Source organism: Herbiconiux aconitum (assembly GCF_024979235.1).
Lineage (GTDB): Bacteria > Actinomycetota > Actinomycetes > Actinomycetales > Microbacteriaceae > Herbiconiux > Herbiconiux aconitum.
Genome location: NZ_JANLCM010000001.1, coordinates 1,839,214 through 1,856,838 on the forward strand (window position 1 = coordinate 1,839,214; position 17,625 = coordinate 1,856,838).

19 protein-coding genes are annotated in these 17,625 nt (G+C 67.1%); 13 read left to right on the forward strand and 6 right to left on the reverse strand.

Annotation, left to right across the window (positions count from 1 at the left end; genetic code table 11):
• The first annotated feature begins 85 nt into the window (after window positions 1–85).
• The 5 genes from tsaB (at window position 86) to N1027_RS08795 (ending at window position 3,391) form a co-directional block, all read left to right on the forward strand.
• Entirely contained in the window at window positions 86–697 is a 612-nt protein-coding gene (tsaB, locus tag N1027_RS08775) for a tRNA (adenosine(37)-N6)-threonylcarbamoyltransferase complex dimerization subunit type 1 TsaB (protein ID WP_259506996.1), read from the forward strand.
• Window positions 694–1,236: a ribosomal protein S18-alanine N-acetyltransferase gene (gene rimI / locus N1027_RS08780; protein WP_259506997.1), complete on the forward strand. Its 543-nt coding sequence runs from the start codon at window positions 694–696 to the stop codon at window positions 1,234–1,236. The genes tsaB and rimI overlap by 4 nt, the downstream gene beginning before the upstream one ends.
• Window positions 1,233–2,282 carry a tRNA (adenosine(37)-N6)-threonylcarbamoyltransferase complex transferase subunit TsaD gene (tsaD, locus tag N1027_RS08785; RefSeq protein WP_259506998.1) on the forward strand — a complete coding sequence of 350 codons (1,050 nt, stop codon included), beginning with the start codon at window positions 1,233–1,235 and terminating at the stop codon, window positions 2,280–2,282. Before rimI ends, tsaD begins: the two co-directional genes overlap by 4 nt.
• Window positions 2,283–2,398: 116 nt before the next feature.
• Window positions 2,399–2,677 (forward strand): DUF4190 domain-containing protein, encoded by a 279-nt coding sequence (locus N1027_RS08790; protein ID WP_259506999.1) that lies wholly within the window; start codon window positions 2,399–2,401, stop codon window positions 2,675–2,677.
• A gap of 99 nt (window positions 2,678–2,776) precedes the next feature.
• Window positions 2,777–3,391, forward strand: a complete 615-nt coding sequence (locus tag N1027_RS08795) for a DUF4190 domain-containing protein (protein ID WP_259507000.1) — start codon at window positions 2,777–2,779, stop codon at window positions 3,389–3,391.
• A gap of 27 nt (window positions 3,392–3,418) precedes the next feature.
• On the opposite strand, the gene N1027_RS08800 is transcribed toward N1027_RS08795, so the two are convergent.
• Window positions 3,419–4,630, reverse strand: a complete 1,212-nt coding sequence (locus tag N1027_RS08800) for a class I SAM-dependent methyltransferase (protein ID WP_259507002.1) — start codon at window positions 4,628–4,630, stop codon at window positions 3,419–3,421.
• Between the two features lie 62 nt (window positions 4,631–4,692).
• Between N1027_RS08800 and N1027_RS08805 the strand changes: the two genes are divergently transcribed.
• The 5 genes from N1027_RS08805 to N1027_RS08825 all read left to right on the forward strand — a co-directional run bounded on the left by N1027_RS08805 (window position 4,693) and on the right by N1027_RS08825 (window position 8,730).
• Window positions 4,693–4,923 (forward strand): hypothetical protein, encoded by a 231-nt coding sequence (locus N1027_RS08805; protein WP_259507003.1) that lies wholly within the window; start codon window positions 4,693–4,695, stop codon window positions 4,921–4,923.
• A 121-nt stretch (window positions 4,924–5,044) separates the two neighbouring features.
• Window positions 5,045–5,341 (forward strand): co-chaperone GroES, encoded by a 297-nt coding sequence (groES, locus tag N1027_RS08810; protein WP_259507004.1) that lies wholly within the window; start codon window positions 5,045–5,047, stop codon window positions 5,339–5,341.
• 98 nt (window positions 5,342–5,439) lie between these two features.
• Window positions 5,440–6,396 (forward strand): EamA family transporter RarD, encoded by a 957-nt coding sequence (gene rarD / locus N1027_RS08815; RefSeq protein WP_259507005.1) that lies wholly within the window; start codon window positions 5,440–5,442, stop codon window positions 6,394–6,396.
• Window positions 6,397–6,408: 12 nt separating this feature from the next.
• Entirely contained in the window at window positions 6,409–7,218 is an 810-nt protein-coding gene (locus N1027_RS08820; RefSeq protein WP_259507006.1) for an ABC transporter substrate-binding protein, read from the forward strand.
• 153 nt (window positions 7,219–7,371) lie between these two features.
• Window positions 7,372–8,730 (forward strand): ABC transporter substrate-binding protein, encoded by a 1,359-nt coding sequence (locus N1027_RS08825; protein ID WP_259507008.1) that lies wholly within the window; start codon window positions 7,372–7,374, stop codon window positions 8,728–8,730.
• Window positions 8,731–8,802: 72 nt separating this feature from the next.
• On the opposite strand, the gene N1027_RS08830 is transcribed toward N1027_RS08825, so the two are convergent.
• From N1027_RS08830 to N1027_RS08850, 5 genes are read right to left on the reverse strand one after another with little or no spacing between them, the layout of a single operon-like run.
• On the reverse strand, window positions 8,803–9,387 hold the full coding sequence (locus N1027_RS08830) for a hypothetical protein (protein WP_259507009.1): 585 nt from the start codon (window positions 9,385–9,387) through the stop codon (window positions 8,803–8,805).
• Window positions 9,388–9,432: 45 nt separating this feature from the next.
• Complete coding sequence (locus N1027_RS08835; protein WP_259507011.1) at window positions 9,433–10,257, reverse strand: ABC transporter ATP-binding protein; 825 nt, start codon at window positions 10,255–10,257, stop codon at window positions 9,433–9,435.
• A gap of 2 nt (window positions 10,258–10,259) precedes the next feature.
• Window positions 10,260–11,237: an ABC transporter ATP-binding protein gene (locus N1027_RS08840; RefSeq protein ID WP_259507012.1), complete on the reverse strand. Its 978-nt coding sequence runs from the start codon at window positions 11,235–11,237 to the stop codon at window positions 10,260–10,262.
• Window positions 11,230–12,207 carry a branched-chain amino acid ABC transporter permease gene (locus N1027_RS08845; protein WP_259507013.1) on the reverse strand — a complete coding sequence of 326 codons (978 nt, stop codon included), beginning with the start codon at window positions 12,205–12,207 and terminating at the stop codon, window positions 11,230–11,232. The genes N1027_RS08840 and N1027_RS08845 overlap by 8 nt, the downstream gene beginning before the upstream one ends.
• 12 nt (window positions 12,208–12,219) lie before the next feature.
• Window positions 12,220–13,518, reverse strand: a complete 1,299-nt coding sequence (locus N1027_RS08850; protein WP_259507015.1) for a branched-chain amino acid ABC transporter permease — start codon at window positions 13,516–13,518, stop codon at window positions 12,220–12,222.
• 252 nt (window positions 13,519–13,770) lie between these two features.
• Between N1027_RS08850 and guaB the strand changes: the two genes are divergently transcribed.
• From guaB to N1027_RS08865, 3 genes are all read left to right on the forward strand, one after another.
• A complete protein-coding gene (gene guaB, locus N1027_RS08855; RefSeq protein ID WP_259507016.1) occupies window positions 13,771–15,273 on the forward strand; it encodes an IMP dehydrogenase in 1,503 nt (500 codons plus the stop codon).
• Window positions 15,274–15,386: 113 nt separating this feature from the next.
• Window positions 15,387–16,265, forward strand: a complete 879-nt coding sequence (locus N1027_RS08860) for a DUF4097 family beta strand repeat-containing protein (protein WP_259507017.1) — start codon at window positions 15,387–15,389, stop codon at window positions 16,263–16,265.
• Between the two features lie 215 nt (window positions 16,266–16,480).
• The gene (locus tag N1027_RS08865) at window positions 16,481–17,599 is read left to right on the forward strand and encodes a GuaB3 family IMP dehydrogenase-related protein (protein ID WP_259507018.1); all 1,119 of its coding nucleotides are present in this window, start codon (window positions 16,481–16,483) and stop codon (window positions 17,597–17,599) included.
• Window positions 17,600–17,625: the final 26 nt, after the last annotated feature.

The window sequence follows — 17,625 nt, forward strand, 5'->3', positions numbered from 1 at the left end:
AAGTCGCCCCTGGGGCCCCGATCACGCCCACTTCGCGCTCCATCGCGGAAGCAAGGGTGGCGCTCGGCCACGTTAGGCTCGATGTGTGTTTCTCGCCATCGATACCTCCGCCGGCACGTCGGTCGCCGTGGCCGACGGCGAGATGGTGCTCGCGGAGCGCTCCACCGAAGACACGATGCGCCATGCCGAGGTGATCGGGGAGATGATCGCGGGAGTGCTCGATGACGCCGGCGTTCCGGCATCCCGAATCCGCACCGTCGTCGCCGGCATGGGGCCCGGCCCCTTCACCGGCCTGCGCGTCGGCATCGCCGCCGCCCGCGCCTTCGCCTTCGGCATCGACCGGCCCGTGGTGTCGGTGGTGAGCCACGACGCCGTCGCCCTCGAGGAATGGTCGGCGGGGGCCCGTGGCCCCCTTCTGGTGGTGACGGATGCGCGCCGCCGCGAGGTCTACTGGTCGAGCTACGATCTCGACGACGACGCGCCGGTGCGCTCCGACGGCCCGGCGCTCTGCAAGCCCGACGAGGTGCCCTACGCCGAGTTCGACCGGATCGACGCCACGCAGGTCAGCGCGGGTGCTCTGGCCCGGGTCGCCCTGCTGCACCGGGAGCGCGGGATGAGCGAGGAGTACAGCGAGCCTCTCTACCTGCGGTCGCCGGATGTCACGATGCCCGGACCGAGAAAGCGGGTGACGCCGTGAGCTGGGAGCTCCGACGCGCGACTGTGGCCGACCTGGACGCCATCATGGCACTGGAGGAAGCTTCGTTCGAGAGCGACGCCTGGTCGCGCGAGTCGATGCGGCGCGAGCTCGAGCATCCGCACTGCTACTACCTGGTGGGGGTGGACGCAGAAGCCGGCACCGGCGTGATCGAGGGCTACGCCGGACTGCTCTGCCCGGTGGGGTCGACGGATGCCGACATCCAGACCATCGCCGTCTCGGAGCAGTCGCGGGGTCGTGGGCTCGGGCGGCAGCTGATGGGCCGCCTGCTCGCAGAAGCGTCGACGCGCGGAGCCGAATCCGTGTTCCTCGAAGTGCGTGCCGACAATCCGGTGGCGCACGGGCTGTATGTCTCGCTCGGATTCGCCGACATCGCCGTTCGGCCCGCCTACTACCAGCCCGACGGCGTCGACGCGATCGTGATGCGCGCCGAGCTGCCCACGCGGGGTCCGGCGCTCGCTGCCGGAGACGCCCTCGCCGACCGCGCCGGTGGCGCTCACGGAAAGGAGGATGCGTCATGACCGGCGGCCCCGTGGTGCTCGGCATCGAGACCTCCTGCGACGAGACCGGCGTCGGCATCGTGCGAGGCTCGACGCTGCTCGCCAACGTGATCGCCTCGTCGATGGACGAGCACGCCCGCTACGGCGGAGTGGTTCCCGAAGTCGCGGCGCGCGCCCACCTCGAGGCCATGAACCCGACCTTGGCCGCGGCGCTCGCCGAAGCCGGCATCGGCCTCGACGAGGTCGACGCGATCGCCGTCACCAGCGGCCCCGGACTCGCCGGCGCCCTCATGGTGGGGGTCGGCGCTGCGAAGGCGCTCTCCGTGGCCACGGGCAAGCCGCTCTACGCGGTCAACCATCTGGTGGGCCACGTTGGTGCCGACGTCCTAGCGGCCGAATCGCTCGAGTACCCCACCATCGCCCTGCTCGTCTCCGGCGGCCACACCTCGCTCCTGCTGGTGCGCGATCTGGTCGACGACGTCGAGCTCCTCGGTGAGACCATCGACGATGCCGCCGGCGAGGCCTTCGACAAGGTGGCCCGCGTGCTCGGACTGCCCTACCCGGGCGGCCCGCAGATCGACCGGGCCGCCGTCGGGGGCGACCCCGCCGCCATCCGCTTCCCTCGCGGATTGATGCAGGCGAAAGACCTCGAGAAGCATCGCTACGACTTCTCGTTCTCCGGGCTCAAGACCGCCGTCGCCCGCTGGGTGGAACGTGCCGGCGACGCCGGCGAGGAGATCCCGGTGGCCGACGTGGCCGCGAGCTTCCGCGAGGCGGTTGTCGACGTGCTGCTCACCAAGGCCTTCCGCGCCTGCGCCGATTACGGCATCCCGCGTCTTTTGCTCGGCGGCGGTGTGGTCGCGAACGCGCGGGTGCGCGAGGCTGCGGCCGAGCGGGCTGCGGCGCAGGGCGTGACCCTGCGCATCCCGCCCCTCTCGCTCTGCACCGACAACGGAGCGATGATCGCCGCGCTGGGAGCGCAGCTGATCCAGGCCGGTCACGCGCCGTCGGAACTCGGGTTCGGTGCGGATTCGACGTTGCCGGTCACCCTCATCCAGATGCCCTGACGACGGGTTCAGACGGCTCCCCTCGAGGAGTGTTACGCGCGTCATTGACACTTTCTCAGCGGCCCTGCCACGATAGGGGCCGTCATCGTGTTTTCTTAGGACAATTGGAGTCTCCCTTGACCGAACCCACGCCCGCCTACACACCGGCACCTGTCGCGCAGAAGACGAACGTGCTCGCGATCGTCTCTCTGGTGATCTCGATCCTCAGCTTCAACATCATCGCCGTCATCCTGGGGTTCATCGCCTTGAGCCAGATCAAGAAGACGGGCGAATCGGGCCGAGGCCTTGCCATCGCCGGAATCATCATCGGCGGCATCGGCGTGATCTTCTGGGTCGTCTTCATCATCATCGCCGTCGCGGCGGCGGCCACCGGAGCGATCACCACGACATACTGATGTGCCGGGCGCAGGCGGCTCCAGATCGCCTGCGCCCGAGCCCGACGACGAACGCAGGCAGCACCGGCCGGCAACGGCCCGAAACAGAAGGGCGTTCCCATGAGCGACACGAACAACCCCACCCCTGATGCCGGAGAGCCGCCGGTTCCTCCGGTGACCTCGCCCGAGACAGGGTCGGTTCCGCCGGTTCCGCCGGCGCCGCCCGCTGCTCCCGCCTCCACACCGCCGCCCGCCCCCGGCTACCAGCAGCCGGTTCCGGGCTACCCCGCCCAACCGCCCGCGCCGGGTTATCAGCAGCCGGGTGGCTATCAGCAGCCTCCCACCGGCGGGTATCCGACCCCTCCGACCGGCGGGTATCAGACCCCTCCGCCGGCCCCCGGATACGGGCAGGCGCCGCCCCCCGGTTACCAGCCTCCGCCCGGGCAGCAGCCCTACTACGGCTACCAGGCGCCGGCCACCCCGCCGATGAACACCCTGGCGATCGTGACGATCATCCTCGCGTTCGTGTTCTCGATCGCCGGCATCGTGACCGGACACATCGCCCTGAAGCAGATCGACCGCACGGGCGAGTCGGGCCGTGGCCTGGCGAAGGCCGGCCTCATCATCTCCTACGTATTCACCGGTCTGGCCGTGCTCGGGGTCATCGTCTACGTCATCTTCATCGTCGTGCTGCTCGCAGCCGCCGGCACCAGTTCGATGTATTCGACCTACTAGGCGCGACGTCTCAGGAGGCCGTCACCGTCATCCCGCGACCCGATCGACGAGCAGCGCTTCATGTGCGCCGTCGACCCGGGTGAGGATGAGGGTGGCGGCCTCCGGTCCTTTCAGGGCGAGGCGGGTGCGGAGCGTGGCCGGGTCGACGTCGATGCCGCGTTTCTTGATCTCGAGAGTGCCGATCCGCCTCTCGCGCAGGGCTTTCTTCAGCTGGGCTTCGCCGGCCGGGAGCCGCTCCTGCACGCGGAAAGCGGCGGCGAACGGGGTGGACACGAGTTCGTCGCCGGTGAGGTACGCGATGTCGCGTGAGAGCATTCCGGCATCGAGGCGCTCGGCCAGGGCTCCGATGAGCCGGGCCCGGATGACGGCGCCGTCGGGTTCGTAGAGGTAGTCGCCGAGAGGCCTCGTCGACACATCGGGGCTGTCCGATTCGGCGGTGAGCTCTGACGCGCCCGACTGGTCGACGACGAGAGCGGAGCGACGGATGCCCGGCCTCGCCAGTGCGCCGAACCACAGACCCATCTCCACCACCTGTCCGTCGACCGAGACCCACTGCGCCTCGGCTTCGCCAGGGATGAGCGAGCGGTCGAAACCCGGGCCGAGCTTGATGCCCGTGGGCAGGCGCTCGGCGAGTCCGAAGGCGAAGTCGACGGAGGGGGAGTAGTCCTCGGGGCGGGTCAGCCGGCTCGTGTTCTTGGTGCCGCCGGTGCGCCGGGCAGGGTCGAGGTAGACGGCATCGACGCCATCGAGCGGGAAGGTCTCGGCGTCTCCCAGCACGACCTCGGCCGACGGGAAGCCGGCCAGGTTGTAGGTGGCGATCGCGGCCGTGACCTCGTCGCGCTCGACGCCCACCACCGGGAGGTCGAGCGCCGCCAGCGCGAGCGCGTCGGCGCCGATGCCGCACCCGAGGTCGGCGATGCGCCCACCGCCGCTCCCGGCGGCGCCGATGCCGGCGTCGCGGAAGCGTCCGGCATGCATCGCCGCCACTTTGAGTCGGGTCGCCTGCTCCAGCCCCGCCGGCGTGAACAGCAGCCGATCGGCGAACGCACCGAACTTCGCCCGGGCCTTCTCGCGCAGCCGCGACTGCGTCAACACGGCGGCCACGAGCTCGGCCGAGTGTCCGGCTTTCCGCAACGCCGACACCTGCTTGACGGAGTCGCCGGCGCTGTACAGCGGCAGCGAGTCCAGCAGCCGCAGCCCCTCGGCCGTGAGCAGCACCGACAACTCAGCAGAATCCATCCGGCAAACCTAACGCAATACTGCTCATGCTAAAATGAGGAAAACCCAGTTTGGAGACGATTGTGTCAGCTGAGAATTCCCATTCGGTCGCGCCGGTGAGTCGATTCGCAATCGTCTGCCTCGTGCTTTCATTACTCGGCGCCAGTGGGCTTGGCGTGCTTCTCAGCATCGGCGCGATCGTGCAGATCCGTCGCGACGGCCTCCGTGGCCTGCCGATAGCGATCGCTGCTTTGATAATCTCGGCTGTGTCCTGCGTGGTGCTGCTTGTGTTCTTCAATACCTTGCGGTTCTGAGGCATCAAGCACTGGCACTCACGTTGCGCGAGTGCCAGCGGTGCCTCTAAACTCGAATTAGCACTCTCGGTGTGAGGGTGCTAACCAGACGTTTTTGTAACTGAGAAAGAAGAGGTCAACCGTGTCGGTCTCCATCAAGCCGCTCGAGGATCGCATCGTCATCAAGCAGGTCGAAGCTGAGCAGACCACTGCTTCCGGTCTCGTCATCCCTGACACTGCCAAGGAGAAGCCTCAGGAGGGTGAAGTCGTCGCCGTCGGCCCCGGTCGCATCGACGACAACGGCAACCGCGTTCCGCTCGACGTCGCAGTCGGCGACAAGGTCATCTACTCCAAGTACGGCGGAACCGAGGTCAAGTACGCGGGCGAAGACCTGCTCGTGCTCTCGGCTCGCGACGTGCTCGCGGTCGTCGTCCGCTAGTCCGCACAGCACTTCACAGAACCCGGGTGGCTTCGGCCGCCCGGGTTTCGTGCATTCCGGGCGGCGGCGCTCGGAATCACGCGGAGTAGAGTGACGCAGTGACGCCGCCCTCGAATCTCGCGATCGCGGGCACAGCATCCGAACGCTTCCGCAGTGGGCTGATCTACGGCATCGGAGCCTACGTGCTCTGGGGTGTGTTCCCGCTCTACTTTCTTCTGATGCGCCCGGCCGGGGCCTTCGAGGTCGTCTCCTGGCGCATCCTGTTCTCGCTGGTGTTCTGCGCGATCCTGCTCACCGCCACCCGGGGTTGGAAGCCGTTCCTCGCGATCGCACGTCAGCCGAGGCTGCTCCTGCTGATGGGTCTGGCCGGCGTGCTGATCTACGTCAACTGGCAGACGTACGTGCTCGCCACCCTCGCCGATCAGGTGGTGGAGACCTCCCTCGGCTACTTCATCAACCCGATCGCCACCGTGCTTCTCGGCGTGCTCGTGCTGCGCGAGCGACTACGGAGGATGCAGTGGGTCGCGATCGCGGTGAGCGGCGTCGCCGTGGTGGTGCTGTCGGTGGGGTACGGCAGCGTGCCGTGGATCGCCCTCATTCTCGCCGGCTCGTTCGGCACCTATGGCCTCGTGAAGAAGCATGTCGGACCGCGGGTCGACGCAGTGAGCGGACTCACGCTGGAGACGTTGTGGATCGCGCCGGTGGCAGTGGTGCAGTTGATCGTCGTGAGTCAGCTCACCGGGCTCGTGATCGGCACCGTGAGTGTGGGCAACACCCTGCTCCTGGTGTCTTCGGGAGTCGCCACGGCGATCCCGCTGCTCCTGTTCGCGGCGGCGACGCGGCGGCTTCCCTTGGTCTATGTGGGCTTCGTGCAGTTCATCGTGCCGATCCTCCAATTCGTGATCGGCGTCTTCGTGCTGCACGAACCGATGCCGCCTGCCCGCTGGGCCGGATTCGCGATCGTCTGGATCTCCCTGCTCATCCTCATCGTGGACATGGTGCGGGCCGCCCGGGTCACGCGTGCCACGCAGAACGGCACGCAGCAGCGGGGATAAGCTGATGCGAGCATGACTCACAGCCACCGCCGAGCCCGCGGCAAGGTCGCCCGGGCCGCCACCCTGACCTCCCTCGTGGTGTGCATTCCGCTGGCTCTGACCGCCTGTTTCGCGTCGAGCGGGCCCGAGGCCTCCCCGGTGCCGACGCCGGTGGCGTCGATGGCGCAACCGATTCCGACGGGCGACGGCACTCTCACGATCGGGGCCGTGGTTCCGCTCTCCGGTGCGAACGCCGCACTCGGTGCGGCAGAGCTCGCCGGCGTCGAACTGGCCGCGCGCGACATCGACGAGGCCGGAGGGGTGCATCGGGCGTCGATCATCGTGGTGCGCGGCGACGCAGGCGACAGCGCAGGCGCGCGGGGGAGCGAAACGGTGGCTGCCCTCGGCGGTCGCGGAGTGGATGCGATCGTGGGTCCGAGCAGTGCCGACGTTCTCGACGCGGTGGATGCCGCGGCTGCAGCGGCAGGCATCCCCGGGATCTCGGCGGTCGCCGACCCGGTCGCGGTCGACGAGGCGTTCGCGGCTCGCCTGCGTTCCTCCGACCCGACGCTCGTCGACACCCGGTTCGGTGCCGAGAGCTATGACGCCACCGTGATCATCGCTCTCGCCGCCCAGATGGCCGGAGACGACGGGCGTTCCTCGATCGCGGAGTTCCTGCCGGCCGTGACGAGCGGGGAGGTCGGCTGCTCCAGCTACGGTGCGTGCGTCGCTGCGCTCGAGGCGCGGGCCACCATCCATTACACCGGTGTGACCGGTCAGGTGACGACGGATGCCGGCGCCACGAAGGCCGGATCGTTGCGTCTGATCGGCCTCAGAGGCTGAGAGCGCGCTCATATCACCGGAAGGTAACGATTTCCCTGTGTTACACCCCTGTAACACGAACGTATTGTCCCGACGCCCAATGCCGAATAGCGTGAATCCACGGCTATTTCTTCGAATTCGCCGAGAACTGCACACATTCACAAAAGGAGCACCATGAGCGTAATTGCGAAGGTCAAGGCCTCGCGCTCGAAGCCCCTGTCGATCGTTGCGGGTATTGCCGCGTTCAGTGCCGGCGCTCTGCTGCTGGCTTCCTGCGCGTCGACTCCCTCCACCGACGGCGGAGAGACCACCGCAGCGGCAGCGCTGTGCGGACCAGACGCGGCCACCGCAGCGGCCGACATCACTCCGGTCGCACCCGAAGCCGCGCAGACCCGCGACACGAAGCTGAAGATCGGCTCGATCCTGCCGACCACCGGCAGCCTCGCGTTCCTCGGCCCGCCCGAGATCGCCGGTGTCGACCTCGCGGTCGCGGAGATCAACGCATCCGCGCCGGGCGTGCTCGGCGGCAACGTCGAGGTCATCCACCGCGACTCGGGTGACACCACGACCGACATCGCGACCCAGTCGGCCACCGACCTGCTCAGCCAGGGCGTCTCGGGCATCGTCGGCGCTGCGTCGTCGGGTGTCTCGTTCACCTTCATCGACCAGGTCACGGGTGCTCAGGTCGTTCAGGTGTCGCCGGCGAACACCTCGCCCGACTTCTCGACCTACGACGACGGCGGGTACTACTTCCGCACGGCGCCGTCTGACGTGCTGCAGGGCCGCGTGCTCGGCAACCTGATGGTGGGTGACGGTGCGACCAACGTCGGCATCATCTACCTGAACGACGCTTACGGCTCGGGTCTGGAACAGAACGTCTCGACCGCGATCGAGAACGCCGGCGGAACCGTCGTGGCCTCCGAGGCCTTCAACGAGGGTGACAGCCAGTTCAGCTCGCAGATCGACGCCGTTCTGGCCGAAGACCCCGACGCCATTGCGCTGATCGCCTTCGACCAGACGAAGGTCATCGTGCCCGAGCTGATCGGCACCAAGGGCTTCGACGGCAGCAAGCTGTACTTCGTCGACGGCAACCTGTCCAACTACGACGAGGACTTCGACCCCGGAACCCTGAACTGCGCCAAGGGCACCCTTCCCGGTGTGCTCGCGGATGACGCGTTCAAGGCCAAGGCGCTCGGAATCAACGCTGACCTGAACGACTTCAGCTACGCAGCTGAGTCGTACGACGCAGTCAACCTGATGGCCCTCGCGGCTGTCGCCGGCGGCGCAGCCGACGGTCCGACCATCCAGAAGAACATGCAGGCGGTCTCCGAGGGTGGCACGAAGTGCACCTCGTTCGCGGAGTGCGCCGATCTGCTGGCTGCTGGAACGGACATCGACTACGACGGTATCTCCGGTCCGATCACCTTCGATGAGAACGGTGACCCGACCGAGGCATACATCGGCATCTACCAGTACGGCAAAGACAACACCTACGCGCCGCTGAACGTCGAGTTCGGTTCGCTCGCGGAATAGTCTCCCCGTCACGAAAGCCCGGCCCTCTTCGGAGGTGCCGGGCTTTCTTGACGTTCAGGGCGGGTGTCGCCCTCACGAGGCGGTGCGCAGGAGCCCCCAGGCCCGGTGCCATTCCGCCGGCTCGGCGAAATCGAACGGTGCCACGATCTCGAACTGCCGACCCACGATCACGTAACCCGAGACATCGCCGGCGGGATGCCGGTAATTGCCGGCCTCGACGGGCACACCGGCGTTCTCGCCGGTGAACCGGCGCAAGGGCCGACCTGCTCCGTCGGAGTACCGCAGTCCGGGCACGCTGGGTGTCGCCACGCCGCGCTCGTAGACGAGCCCGTTGCGGGCGGCGAAGGCCGCGAGCCGGTATTCGCGAAGACCGGTGCGGATGCTCGTGGACCGAGCACACACCACGGCGCCGACAGCCGAGCCTGCTGTCAGCAGCCCCCCGACCAGCACAGCGCGTGGATTCGCCCCCACCGCTGCCAGGAGCCCCGTGGTGAGCCCGGAGGTCACCAGGAGCGCGGTGTAGCTCAGGCCACCGAGACACGGTCGCACGCGGACGCGTGGCCCGTTCACCTCTCCCCGCCCTTTCCGGTAGGCGCGCAGTTCAGCCGGCGAAGGGCAAGCGGAGAGAGGTTCGGTGTCGAGAACAGACGAAGGCATGAGTGAGATTATCTCACTGAATGCCTCCGATGGGGATAACGCGTTCTAATGCCCCTGATCAGCGGCGAGCGTGCCGAGGTAGAGCTCGATCACCTTCGGGTCTTTCATGAGCTCCCGGCCGGTGCCCGTGTAGGCGTCGCGGCCCTGGTCGAGCACGTAGGCGCGGTCGCAGATCTGCAGGCAGCGCCGGGCGTTCTGCTCCACCATGATGACGGAGACGCCGGCACGGTTGATCTGGTGCACCCGCATGAACGTCTCGTCCTGCCGCACGGGCGACAGACCGGCTGAAGGCTCGTCGAGCAGCAACACGGAGGGTTCCATCATCAAGGCGCGACCCATGGCGACCATCTGGCGCTCGCCGCCCGAGAGTGAGCCTGCGCGCTGCTTGCGGCGCTTGCCGAGCTCCGGGAACAACGTGGTGACGAAGTCGAAGCGCTCGGCGAAGATGGAAGGCTTCTGGAACAGGCCCATCTCGAGGTTCTCCTCGATCGTGAGGCTCGGGAAGACGTTGTTGTTCTGCGGCACCATGCCGACGCCTTTGGTCACGAGCTTGTTCGCCCGGAGTCCGGTGATGTCCTCGCCCTTCAAGATCACGCGACCGCTGCGGATCTTGATCTGCCCGAAGATCGCCTTGAGCACGGTCGACTTGCCCGCGCCGTTCGGCCCGATGATGCCGATCAGTTCACCGGGGAACGCCTCGATGGTGCAGCCGTTCAGGATGTTCACGCCAGGCAGGTAGCCGCCGACGAGGTTGTCGGTTCTCAGCACCGCTTCGCCGCGATCGGTCGGGGCGAGCGTGTGCCCTCGCGAAGGCTCCTCGGCGAGGGTGTTGGTCTCGAGGTTCTTCTCGTTGGGATCGACGTCGCTCATGCCTACTTCTCCTCCGCTGCCGGCGGGGTGGTGTTCTCGGCCCAGCCGGGGCCCTCATCGACCTCCGGATGCGCCTCGCGGGCTTTGCGCTCCGCCTCCAGCACCGGGTTCGGGCCGTCTTCCATCAGATCGCCCAGATCTTCGTCATGGTGGGCACCCAAGTAGGCGTCGATCACGGCGGGGTCTTTCATCACGGTCTCCGGTGGCCCCTCGGCCACCACGCGGCCCTCGGCCATCACGATCACCCAATCGGAGATGTGCGTCACCATGTGCATGTCGTGCTCGACGAAGAGCACTGTCGTGCCGTCGGACTTCAGATTCTTGATGTGCCCGAGAAGCGACTGCGTGAGGGCCGGGTTCACGCCGGCCATCGGCTCGTCGAGCATGATCAGCTCGGGCTTCGACATCAGCGCGCGTGCCATCTCGAGAAGCTTCCGCTGGCCGCCGGAGAGCGATGCCGCATAGTCTTCGCGCTTCTCGTCGAGCTTGAAGCGGGCGAGGAGATCATCGGCTCGAACCGTGTTCTCCTCCTCCTGCTTGCGCCAGATCGGCTTGATGAGCGACGCGATGAGCTTCTCGCCCTTCTGGCCCGTGGCGCCGAGGAGCATGTTCTGCAGCACGGAGAGTCGACCGAGCGACTTCGTCAGCTGGAAGGTGCGCACCATGCCGGCGCGCGCCACCTTGAACGCCGGCACGCCCGCGAGCGACTTGCCGTCGAACTCCCAGGTGCCGGTGTTCGGCTTGTCGAAGCCGGTGAGCAGGTTGAACATGGTGGTCTTGCCGGCGCCGTTCGGGCCGATCAACGCGGTGATCTGCCCGCGCGGGATCTCGAGGTGGTCGACGTCGACCGCCTTGAGGCCGCCGAACTGGCGGGTGACGTGGTCGGCGACGACGATCGGGTCGACCTTCGCGCATCCGGGGCCCACCTCACCCTTGACGAGCGGGTGACCGGAGACGACTGCGGATTCTGAGTTAGACACTGAAGGACAGCTCCTTCTTGTTTCCGAAAATACCTTGCGGTCTGAAGATGACGAGGAGCATCAGCGCGACACCGACGAGGATGAAGCGGATCTGCCCTGCCTGGGTGGTGGACACGAAGCTCAGCGCTCCGGACTCGATGGCGCCGTAGAGGATGCCCTGAGTGAGCGAGAGCACGACCCAGAAGATCATCGAGCCGACGATCGGCCCGAAGATCGTGGCCGCGCCGCCGAGCAGCATGATCGTCCAGATGAAGAAGGTGAGGCCGGTGGTGTAGTTCGCCGGCTGCACCGCCCTCGGCAGGATGAAGACGATACCGGCGATGGAGCCGAGACCACCACCGAGGATGAGGGCCTGCATCTTGTAGGAGTACACGTTCTTGCCGAGGCTGCGAACCGCATCCTCGTCTTCTCGGATGCCCTTCACCACACGGCCCCAGGGGCTCCGCATGAGGAGGAACACGAGGATGCTGGCCAGCACAACGAGCGACCAGCCGACGATGCGCACCCACCAGTCGTATTCGTTGTAGGTGAACGGGCCGAAGCCGTAGCGGCCCTCGGGGATCGGGTTGATCGCCGCGAAGGTGCCCTTGAACCCGGAGAGGCCGTTGGCGGCGCCGGTGAAGTCGGTGAGACCTGTCGTGGTGACGATGTAGCGCACGACCTCGGCGGCCGCGATGGTCACGATCGCCAGATAGTCGGCGCGGAGCCTCAGGGTCGGGATGCCCAGGATGAACGAGAAGATCACCGAACACGCGATCGCGCACAACACGGCGACGATGATCGGTGCGCCCGCCAGTGTCGGGATCGCGAATGCGTAGGCGCCGATCAGGAGGAAGGCCGCCTGACCGAAGTTCAGCAGGCCCGTGTAGCCGAAGTGGATGCCGAGGCCGATGGCCGCGAGCGCGTAGGCCGCGGTCGTCGGGCTGATGATCTCGCCGACGGCATTGCCGAAGATGTTTCCCCAGTCCATGTGTCGCCTCCCTTAACCGATTCGTTCTTTGCGACCGAGGATGCCCTGTGGCCTCACCAGCAGCACGACGATGAGCACCACGAGTGCCGCCGCGTACTTCAGGTCGGCCGGGATGAAGAGCGTGGAGAGCTCGACGAACAAGCCCACCACGAGAGAACCGACGAGCGCGCCGTAGGCCGAGCCGAGACCGCCGAGGGTGACCGCGGCGAACATCAGGAGCAGCACCTGGAAGCCCATGTCCCACGACACCTGGCGGTAGAGCGCCAGCATCACGCCGGCCAGAGCGGCCAAGGCCCCTGCGAGCACCCAGACGATGCGGATGATGCGGTCGACGTCGATTCCGGATGCGGCCGCGAGCGACGGGTTGTCGGACACCGCCCGGGTCGCCTTGCCGATGCGGGTGCGGGTGAGGAACAGGCCCACCAGCACCAGGACGACGACCGAGATGATCATGCTGAGGATGGAGCCGGTGGTGATGCGCACCGGACCGAGCACCACGGCATCCGAGAGCCCGACGCTCATCGTCTTGGTCTCGCCGCCGATGTAGAAGAGGTAGAGGTAGCGCAAGGCGATGGCGAGGCCGATGCTGACGATCATCGCCTGTACGAGCCTCACCCCCTTCCGTCTCAGGGGCCTCCACAGCAACCAGTCCTGCACGTACCCGAACACGCCGCCCAGAACGAGGGCGATCAGCATGGCCACGAAGATGTTGATGCCGAGGAGAACGGCCACGATCCAGGCCACGATGGCGCCGAAGGTCACCATCTCGCCGTGCGCGAAGTTGTTGAGGCCGGTGGTGCCGAAGATCAGCGTGATTCCGATGGCCGCGAGGGCGATCAAGAGACCGAAGTTGAGGCCCGCGGCGAAGCGCTGCAGGAACTGCTCGAAGAAGCCCGTGGTCTGCCGGGTGTCGGCTCCCAGGGGGAACGAGCGGGTGATCGTGTTGGTCTGCCACTCGCCCGACGAGACCTCCGCCGAGCTCCGATCGGGATCGCGCAACGTCACGCCCTCGGGCAACGAGTCGGCGTCGAGGGTGACCGTGTAGTCGCCCTTGCCCGGCACGACGACCGACCAGCGGCCCGTCGCATCCGTGGTCGCCGTCTCGGTGAAGCCGTCGCCTTCCACCGTGACCTCCACGCCCTCGACCAGGGTGTCGCCATCCCGCAGGATGCCGCCGATCGAGTATGTGTTGGTGAAATCACCGGGCGCCGTGGGCGTCGGCGTGGGCGCCGGTGTCTCGGTGGCGTTCGCGGAGAACGATGCCGAGCCGAGCACGATGCCGAGGCACAGCGCGAGCGCTGCGACGATCATCGTGGTCAATCGGACACCGCGTCCGAGACGGATACCTGCGATCAAAAGACAGCACCTCCTGGAAGGAGACCGCCGGGTGCAGCGGCGATCTCCGTGTCTATGGTCGTAGCGACATTGCTAGACCATACATTCGAATTGTGTCCACGGTGTTTCAACTGGCCATCTAATTCGACGTTCGTCATTTCTACACGGAATACCGCCCACTTCCTAACGGTTACGATTGCAACAGGTAATCGCGCGTGAGGGAGAACAATGGACCAGCCGGATCCGTTCGGTTTTATCGGACTGACCTATGACGACGTGATGCTGCTCCCGGGCCACACCGACGTCATCCCGAGCGAAGCCGACACGACCTCCCGGCTCACGAAGCGCATTCAGGTCGCCACCCCGCTGCTCTCCGCGGCGATGGACACCGTGACGGAATCGCGGATGGCCGTGGCCATGGCCCGCGAAGGCGGCCTGGGCGTGCTGCACCGCAATCTCTCGATCATCGACCAGGCCGAGCAGGTCGACCGCGTGAAGCGCAGCGAGTCGGGCATGGTCACCGATCCGGTCACGACCACACCGGATGCGTCGGTCGCCGAAGTCGACGCGCTCTGCGGCCTCTATCGCGTCTCGGGCCTCCCCGTGGTGGACGGCCAGGGCGTGCTCGTGGGCATTGTGACCAACCGCGACATGCGTTTCGTGTCGCCGTTCGAGAAGTCGACCACGCTGGTGCGCGACGTCATGACGAAGATGCCGCTGATCACCGCTCGGGTCGGAGTCGACCCGGATGACGCGATCGCGATCTTCGCCCAGCACAAGATCGAGAAGCTCCCGATCGTCGACGATGCGGGGCGCCTCAGCGGCCTCATCACCGTGAAGGACTTCGACAAGAGCGAGAAATACCCGAACGCCACGAAAGACGCCGCCGGACGCCTGCGCGTCGGTGCGGCGATCGGCTTCTTCGGCGACGCCTGGCAGCGTGCCACCAACCTGCTCGACGCGGGCGTCGACGTGATCGTGGTCGACACCGCGAACGGCGACAGTGCGGGCGTGCTCGACATCATCCGCCGGCTGAAGAGCGACTCGGCATTCGCCGACGTGGATGTGATCGGCGGCAACGTCGCCACCCGCTCGGGCGCCCAGGCGCTCATCGACGCGGGGGCCGACGCCATCAAGGTCGGGGTAGGTCCGGGCTCGATCTGCACCACGCGCGTGGTGGCGGGCGTGGGCGTGCCGCAGGTGACCGCGGTGTACGAAGCGTCGCTCGCGGCGCGTGAATCCGGAGTGCCGGTGATCGCCGACGGCGGCCTGCAGTACTCGGGCGACATCGCGAAGGCGCTCGTCGCCGGCGCTGACACGGTCATGCTCGGGTCTTTGCTCGCCGGCTGTGACGAGAGCCCCGGCGACCTCGTGTTCGTCAACGGCAAGCAGTTCAAGAACTACCGCGGCATGGGCTCGCTCGGTGCCCTGCAGACGCGGGGCGAGAAGACCTCGTACTCGAAAGACCGCTACTTCCAGTCGGATGTGCCTTCGGACGACAAGTTGATCGCCGAGGGCATCGAGGGCCAGGTTCCGTATCGCGGACCGCTCTCGAACGTGGCCTACCAGCTGGCCGGGGGCCTTCGGCAGTCGATGTTCTACACCGGCGCGCGCACCATCCCGGAGCTCAAGGAGAAGGGCCGCTTCGTGCGGATCACCGCCGCCGGGCTCAAGGAATCGCACCCGCACGACGTGCAGATGGTGGTCGAGGCGCCCAACTACCGCCGCTGAGTTTTCGGATCCGCTCGCCCCGGTCACCCTTTCCCGGAGGCAGAACTCCTGGCTAGGGTTGGGAAGGAACGACGCCGAACACCGATCGCTTGACGAGTGGAGGCCGAAGATCCATGAGCGCACCGATACCCGGGCATGACGGTCAGCCGGGGCAGCTGCGTCAGCCCGGTCAGCCGCCCCCCGCGCAATCTCAGCGTGGCGGACTCTCGACGACCAGCAAGGTGTTGCTGTTCGTGGGCATCCCGGTCATAGTGCTCATCCTGCTCGCAGGTGCCGCCACGACGTTGATCTTCCTGCTGCCCGGCCTCGGCGCAGCACCGGTCAACGAGACCGCCGACGGTGATGGCGCGGCGAACATCCTGGTCGACACGAACAACGCCGAGCTGCGGTTCAGCGCGAGCGAAGACGACCAGGTGCACGCCGCGATGGAGGGGCGATACAGCGGCACCAAGCCGGCGATGCGGCTCGAGAGTTCGGGTGACGCCACGACGCTCCGCGGCGGATGCCCGGAAGGCTGGCTGATCTTCAGCCGCTGCTCCGTCGTGATCACGATCTCGGTGCCGGCCGAAAGCAACCTCACGGTGACGACGACGAACGGCAAGATCACCGCATCCGCTCTCGACGGAGACCTCGATTTCACCACGATGAATGGTGCCGTCGACGTGGAATCACCCACGGGCCAGGTCAGGCTTGACACGACGAACGGTGCGGTGCGCGTGAGCGACGCCGAATCGAGCGATGTGAGCGCAGAGACGACGAACGGGGAGATCCGGCTCGAGTTCTCTGAGGCACCCGACACCGTCACAGCCAAGACGACGAACGGTTCCGTCACCGTCCGCGTGCCCGACGATGGTGAGGACTACTTCATCGAAGCTCAGACGACGAACGGCGACATCGACACGGATGGGCTGGTCAGCGACCGCAGGGCCGATCGCACGATCACCGCGGAGACGGTGAACGGCGGCGTCACCGTCGACTTCAACGAGGGCTGAGCGCGCGGCGGGGCGCTAAGGTCCGCCGGTCGAACGTGCCGACCCCGGCCGATCGGATGATGCGGGACACGCCCCACGGAACGGCCGGCACCCCCGATGCGATCGCCCACTCCGGTGACGACGGTGGAACGGCTGCTGCGTTCGGATGCCAGGGGCGGAATACGTTTCGACCCGTCCCACCGCTTGTCGGAAGGGGCCGGATAGGATGAGGCGTGATGGAAATTGAAATCGGCCGTGCCAAGCGCGGGCGCCGCGTCTTCGCCTTCGACGACATCGCGGTGGTGCCATCGCGTCGCACGAGAGACCCGCAAGACGTCTCGGTGGGCTGGTCGATCGACGCCTACCACTTCGACATCCCGGTGCTCGCCGCACCGATGGACTCGGTGGTGTCGCCGCGCACCGCGATCATGATCGGGCAGCTCGGCGGACTCGGGGTGCTCGACCTCGAGGGTCTGTGGACGCGCTACGACGACCCCGAGCCCCTGCTCGAGGAGATCCGCACCCTGCCCGAGGCCAAGGCGACGCAGCGCATGCAGGAGATCTACGCCGAGCCCATCAAGCCCGAACTCGTGACGGCCCGGCTCGCTGAGATCCGCGCATCCGGAGTCACCGTGGCGGGCGCGTTGTCGCCGCAGCGCACGCAAGAGCTCTACGAGACCGTCGTCGCCGCCGGCGTCGACCTGTTCGTCATCCGCGGCACGACGGTATCGGCCGAGCACGTCTCAAAGACCGTCGAACCGCTCAACCTCAAGAAGTTCATCTACGAACTCGACGTGCCGGTGATCGTGGGCGGTGCCGCAACCTACACCGCGGCTTTGCACCTCATGCGCACCGGTGCGGCCGGCGTGCTGGTGGGGTTCGGCGGGGGAGCCGCCTCCACCACCCGCGCCACCCTGGGCATCCACGCCCCCATGGCCACCGCGGTGGCCGATGTGGCCGGAGCCCGCCGCGACTACATGGACGAGTCGGGTGGCCGCTACGTGCACGTGATCGCCGACGGAGGTCTCGGCACCTCGGGCGACGTCGTGAAGGCCATCGCAATGGGGGCGGATGCCGTCATGCTCGGCACCGCGCTCGCTCGCGCCGACGACGCGCCCGGCGGCGGCTGGCACTGGGGCCCCGAGGCCCACCACTCGCAGCTGCCTCGCGGCAACCGCGTGCGTGTGGGCCAGGTGGCGCCGCTCGAACAGATCCTGTACGGCCCCTCTCCGGTGGCCGACGGAACCGCCAACCTCATCGGTGCACTGCGCCGATCGATGGCGACGACGGGATACTCCGACCTCAAGGAGTTCCAGCGGATCGAAGTGGTTGTAGCCCCCTACCGGGTTGATTAGCGTGTGAACTGACGGAGTCAGTTCCT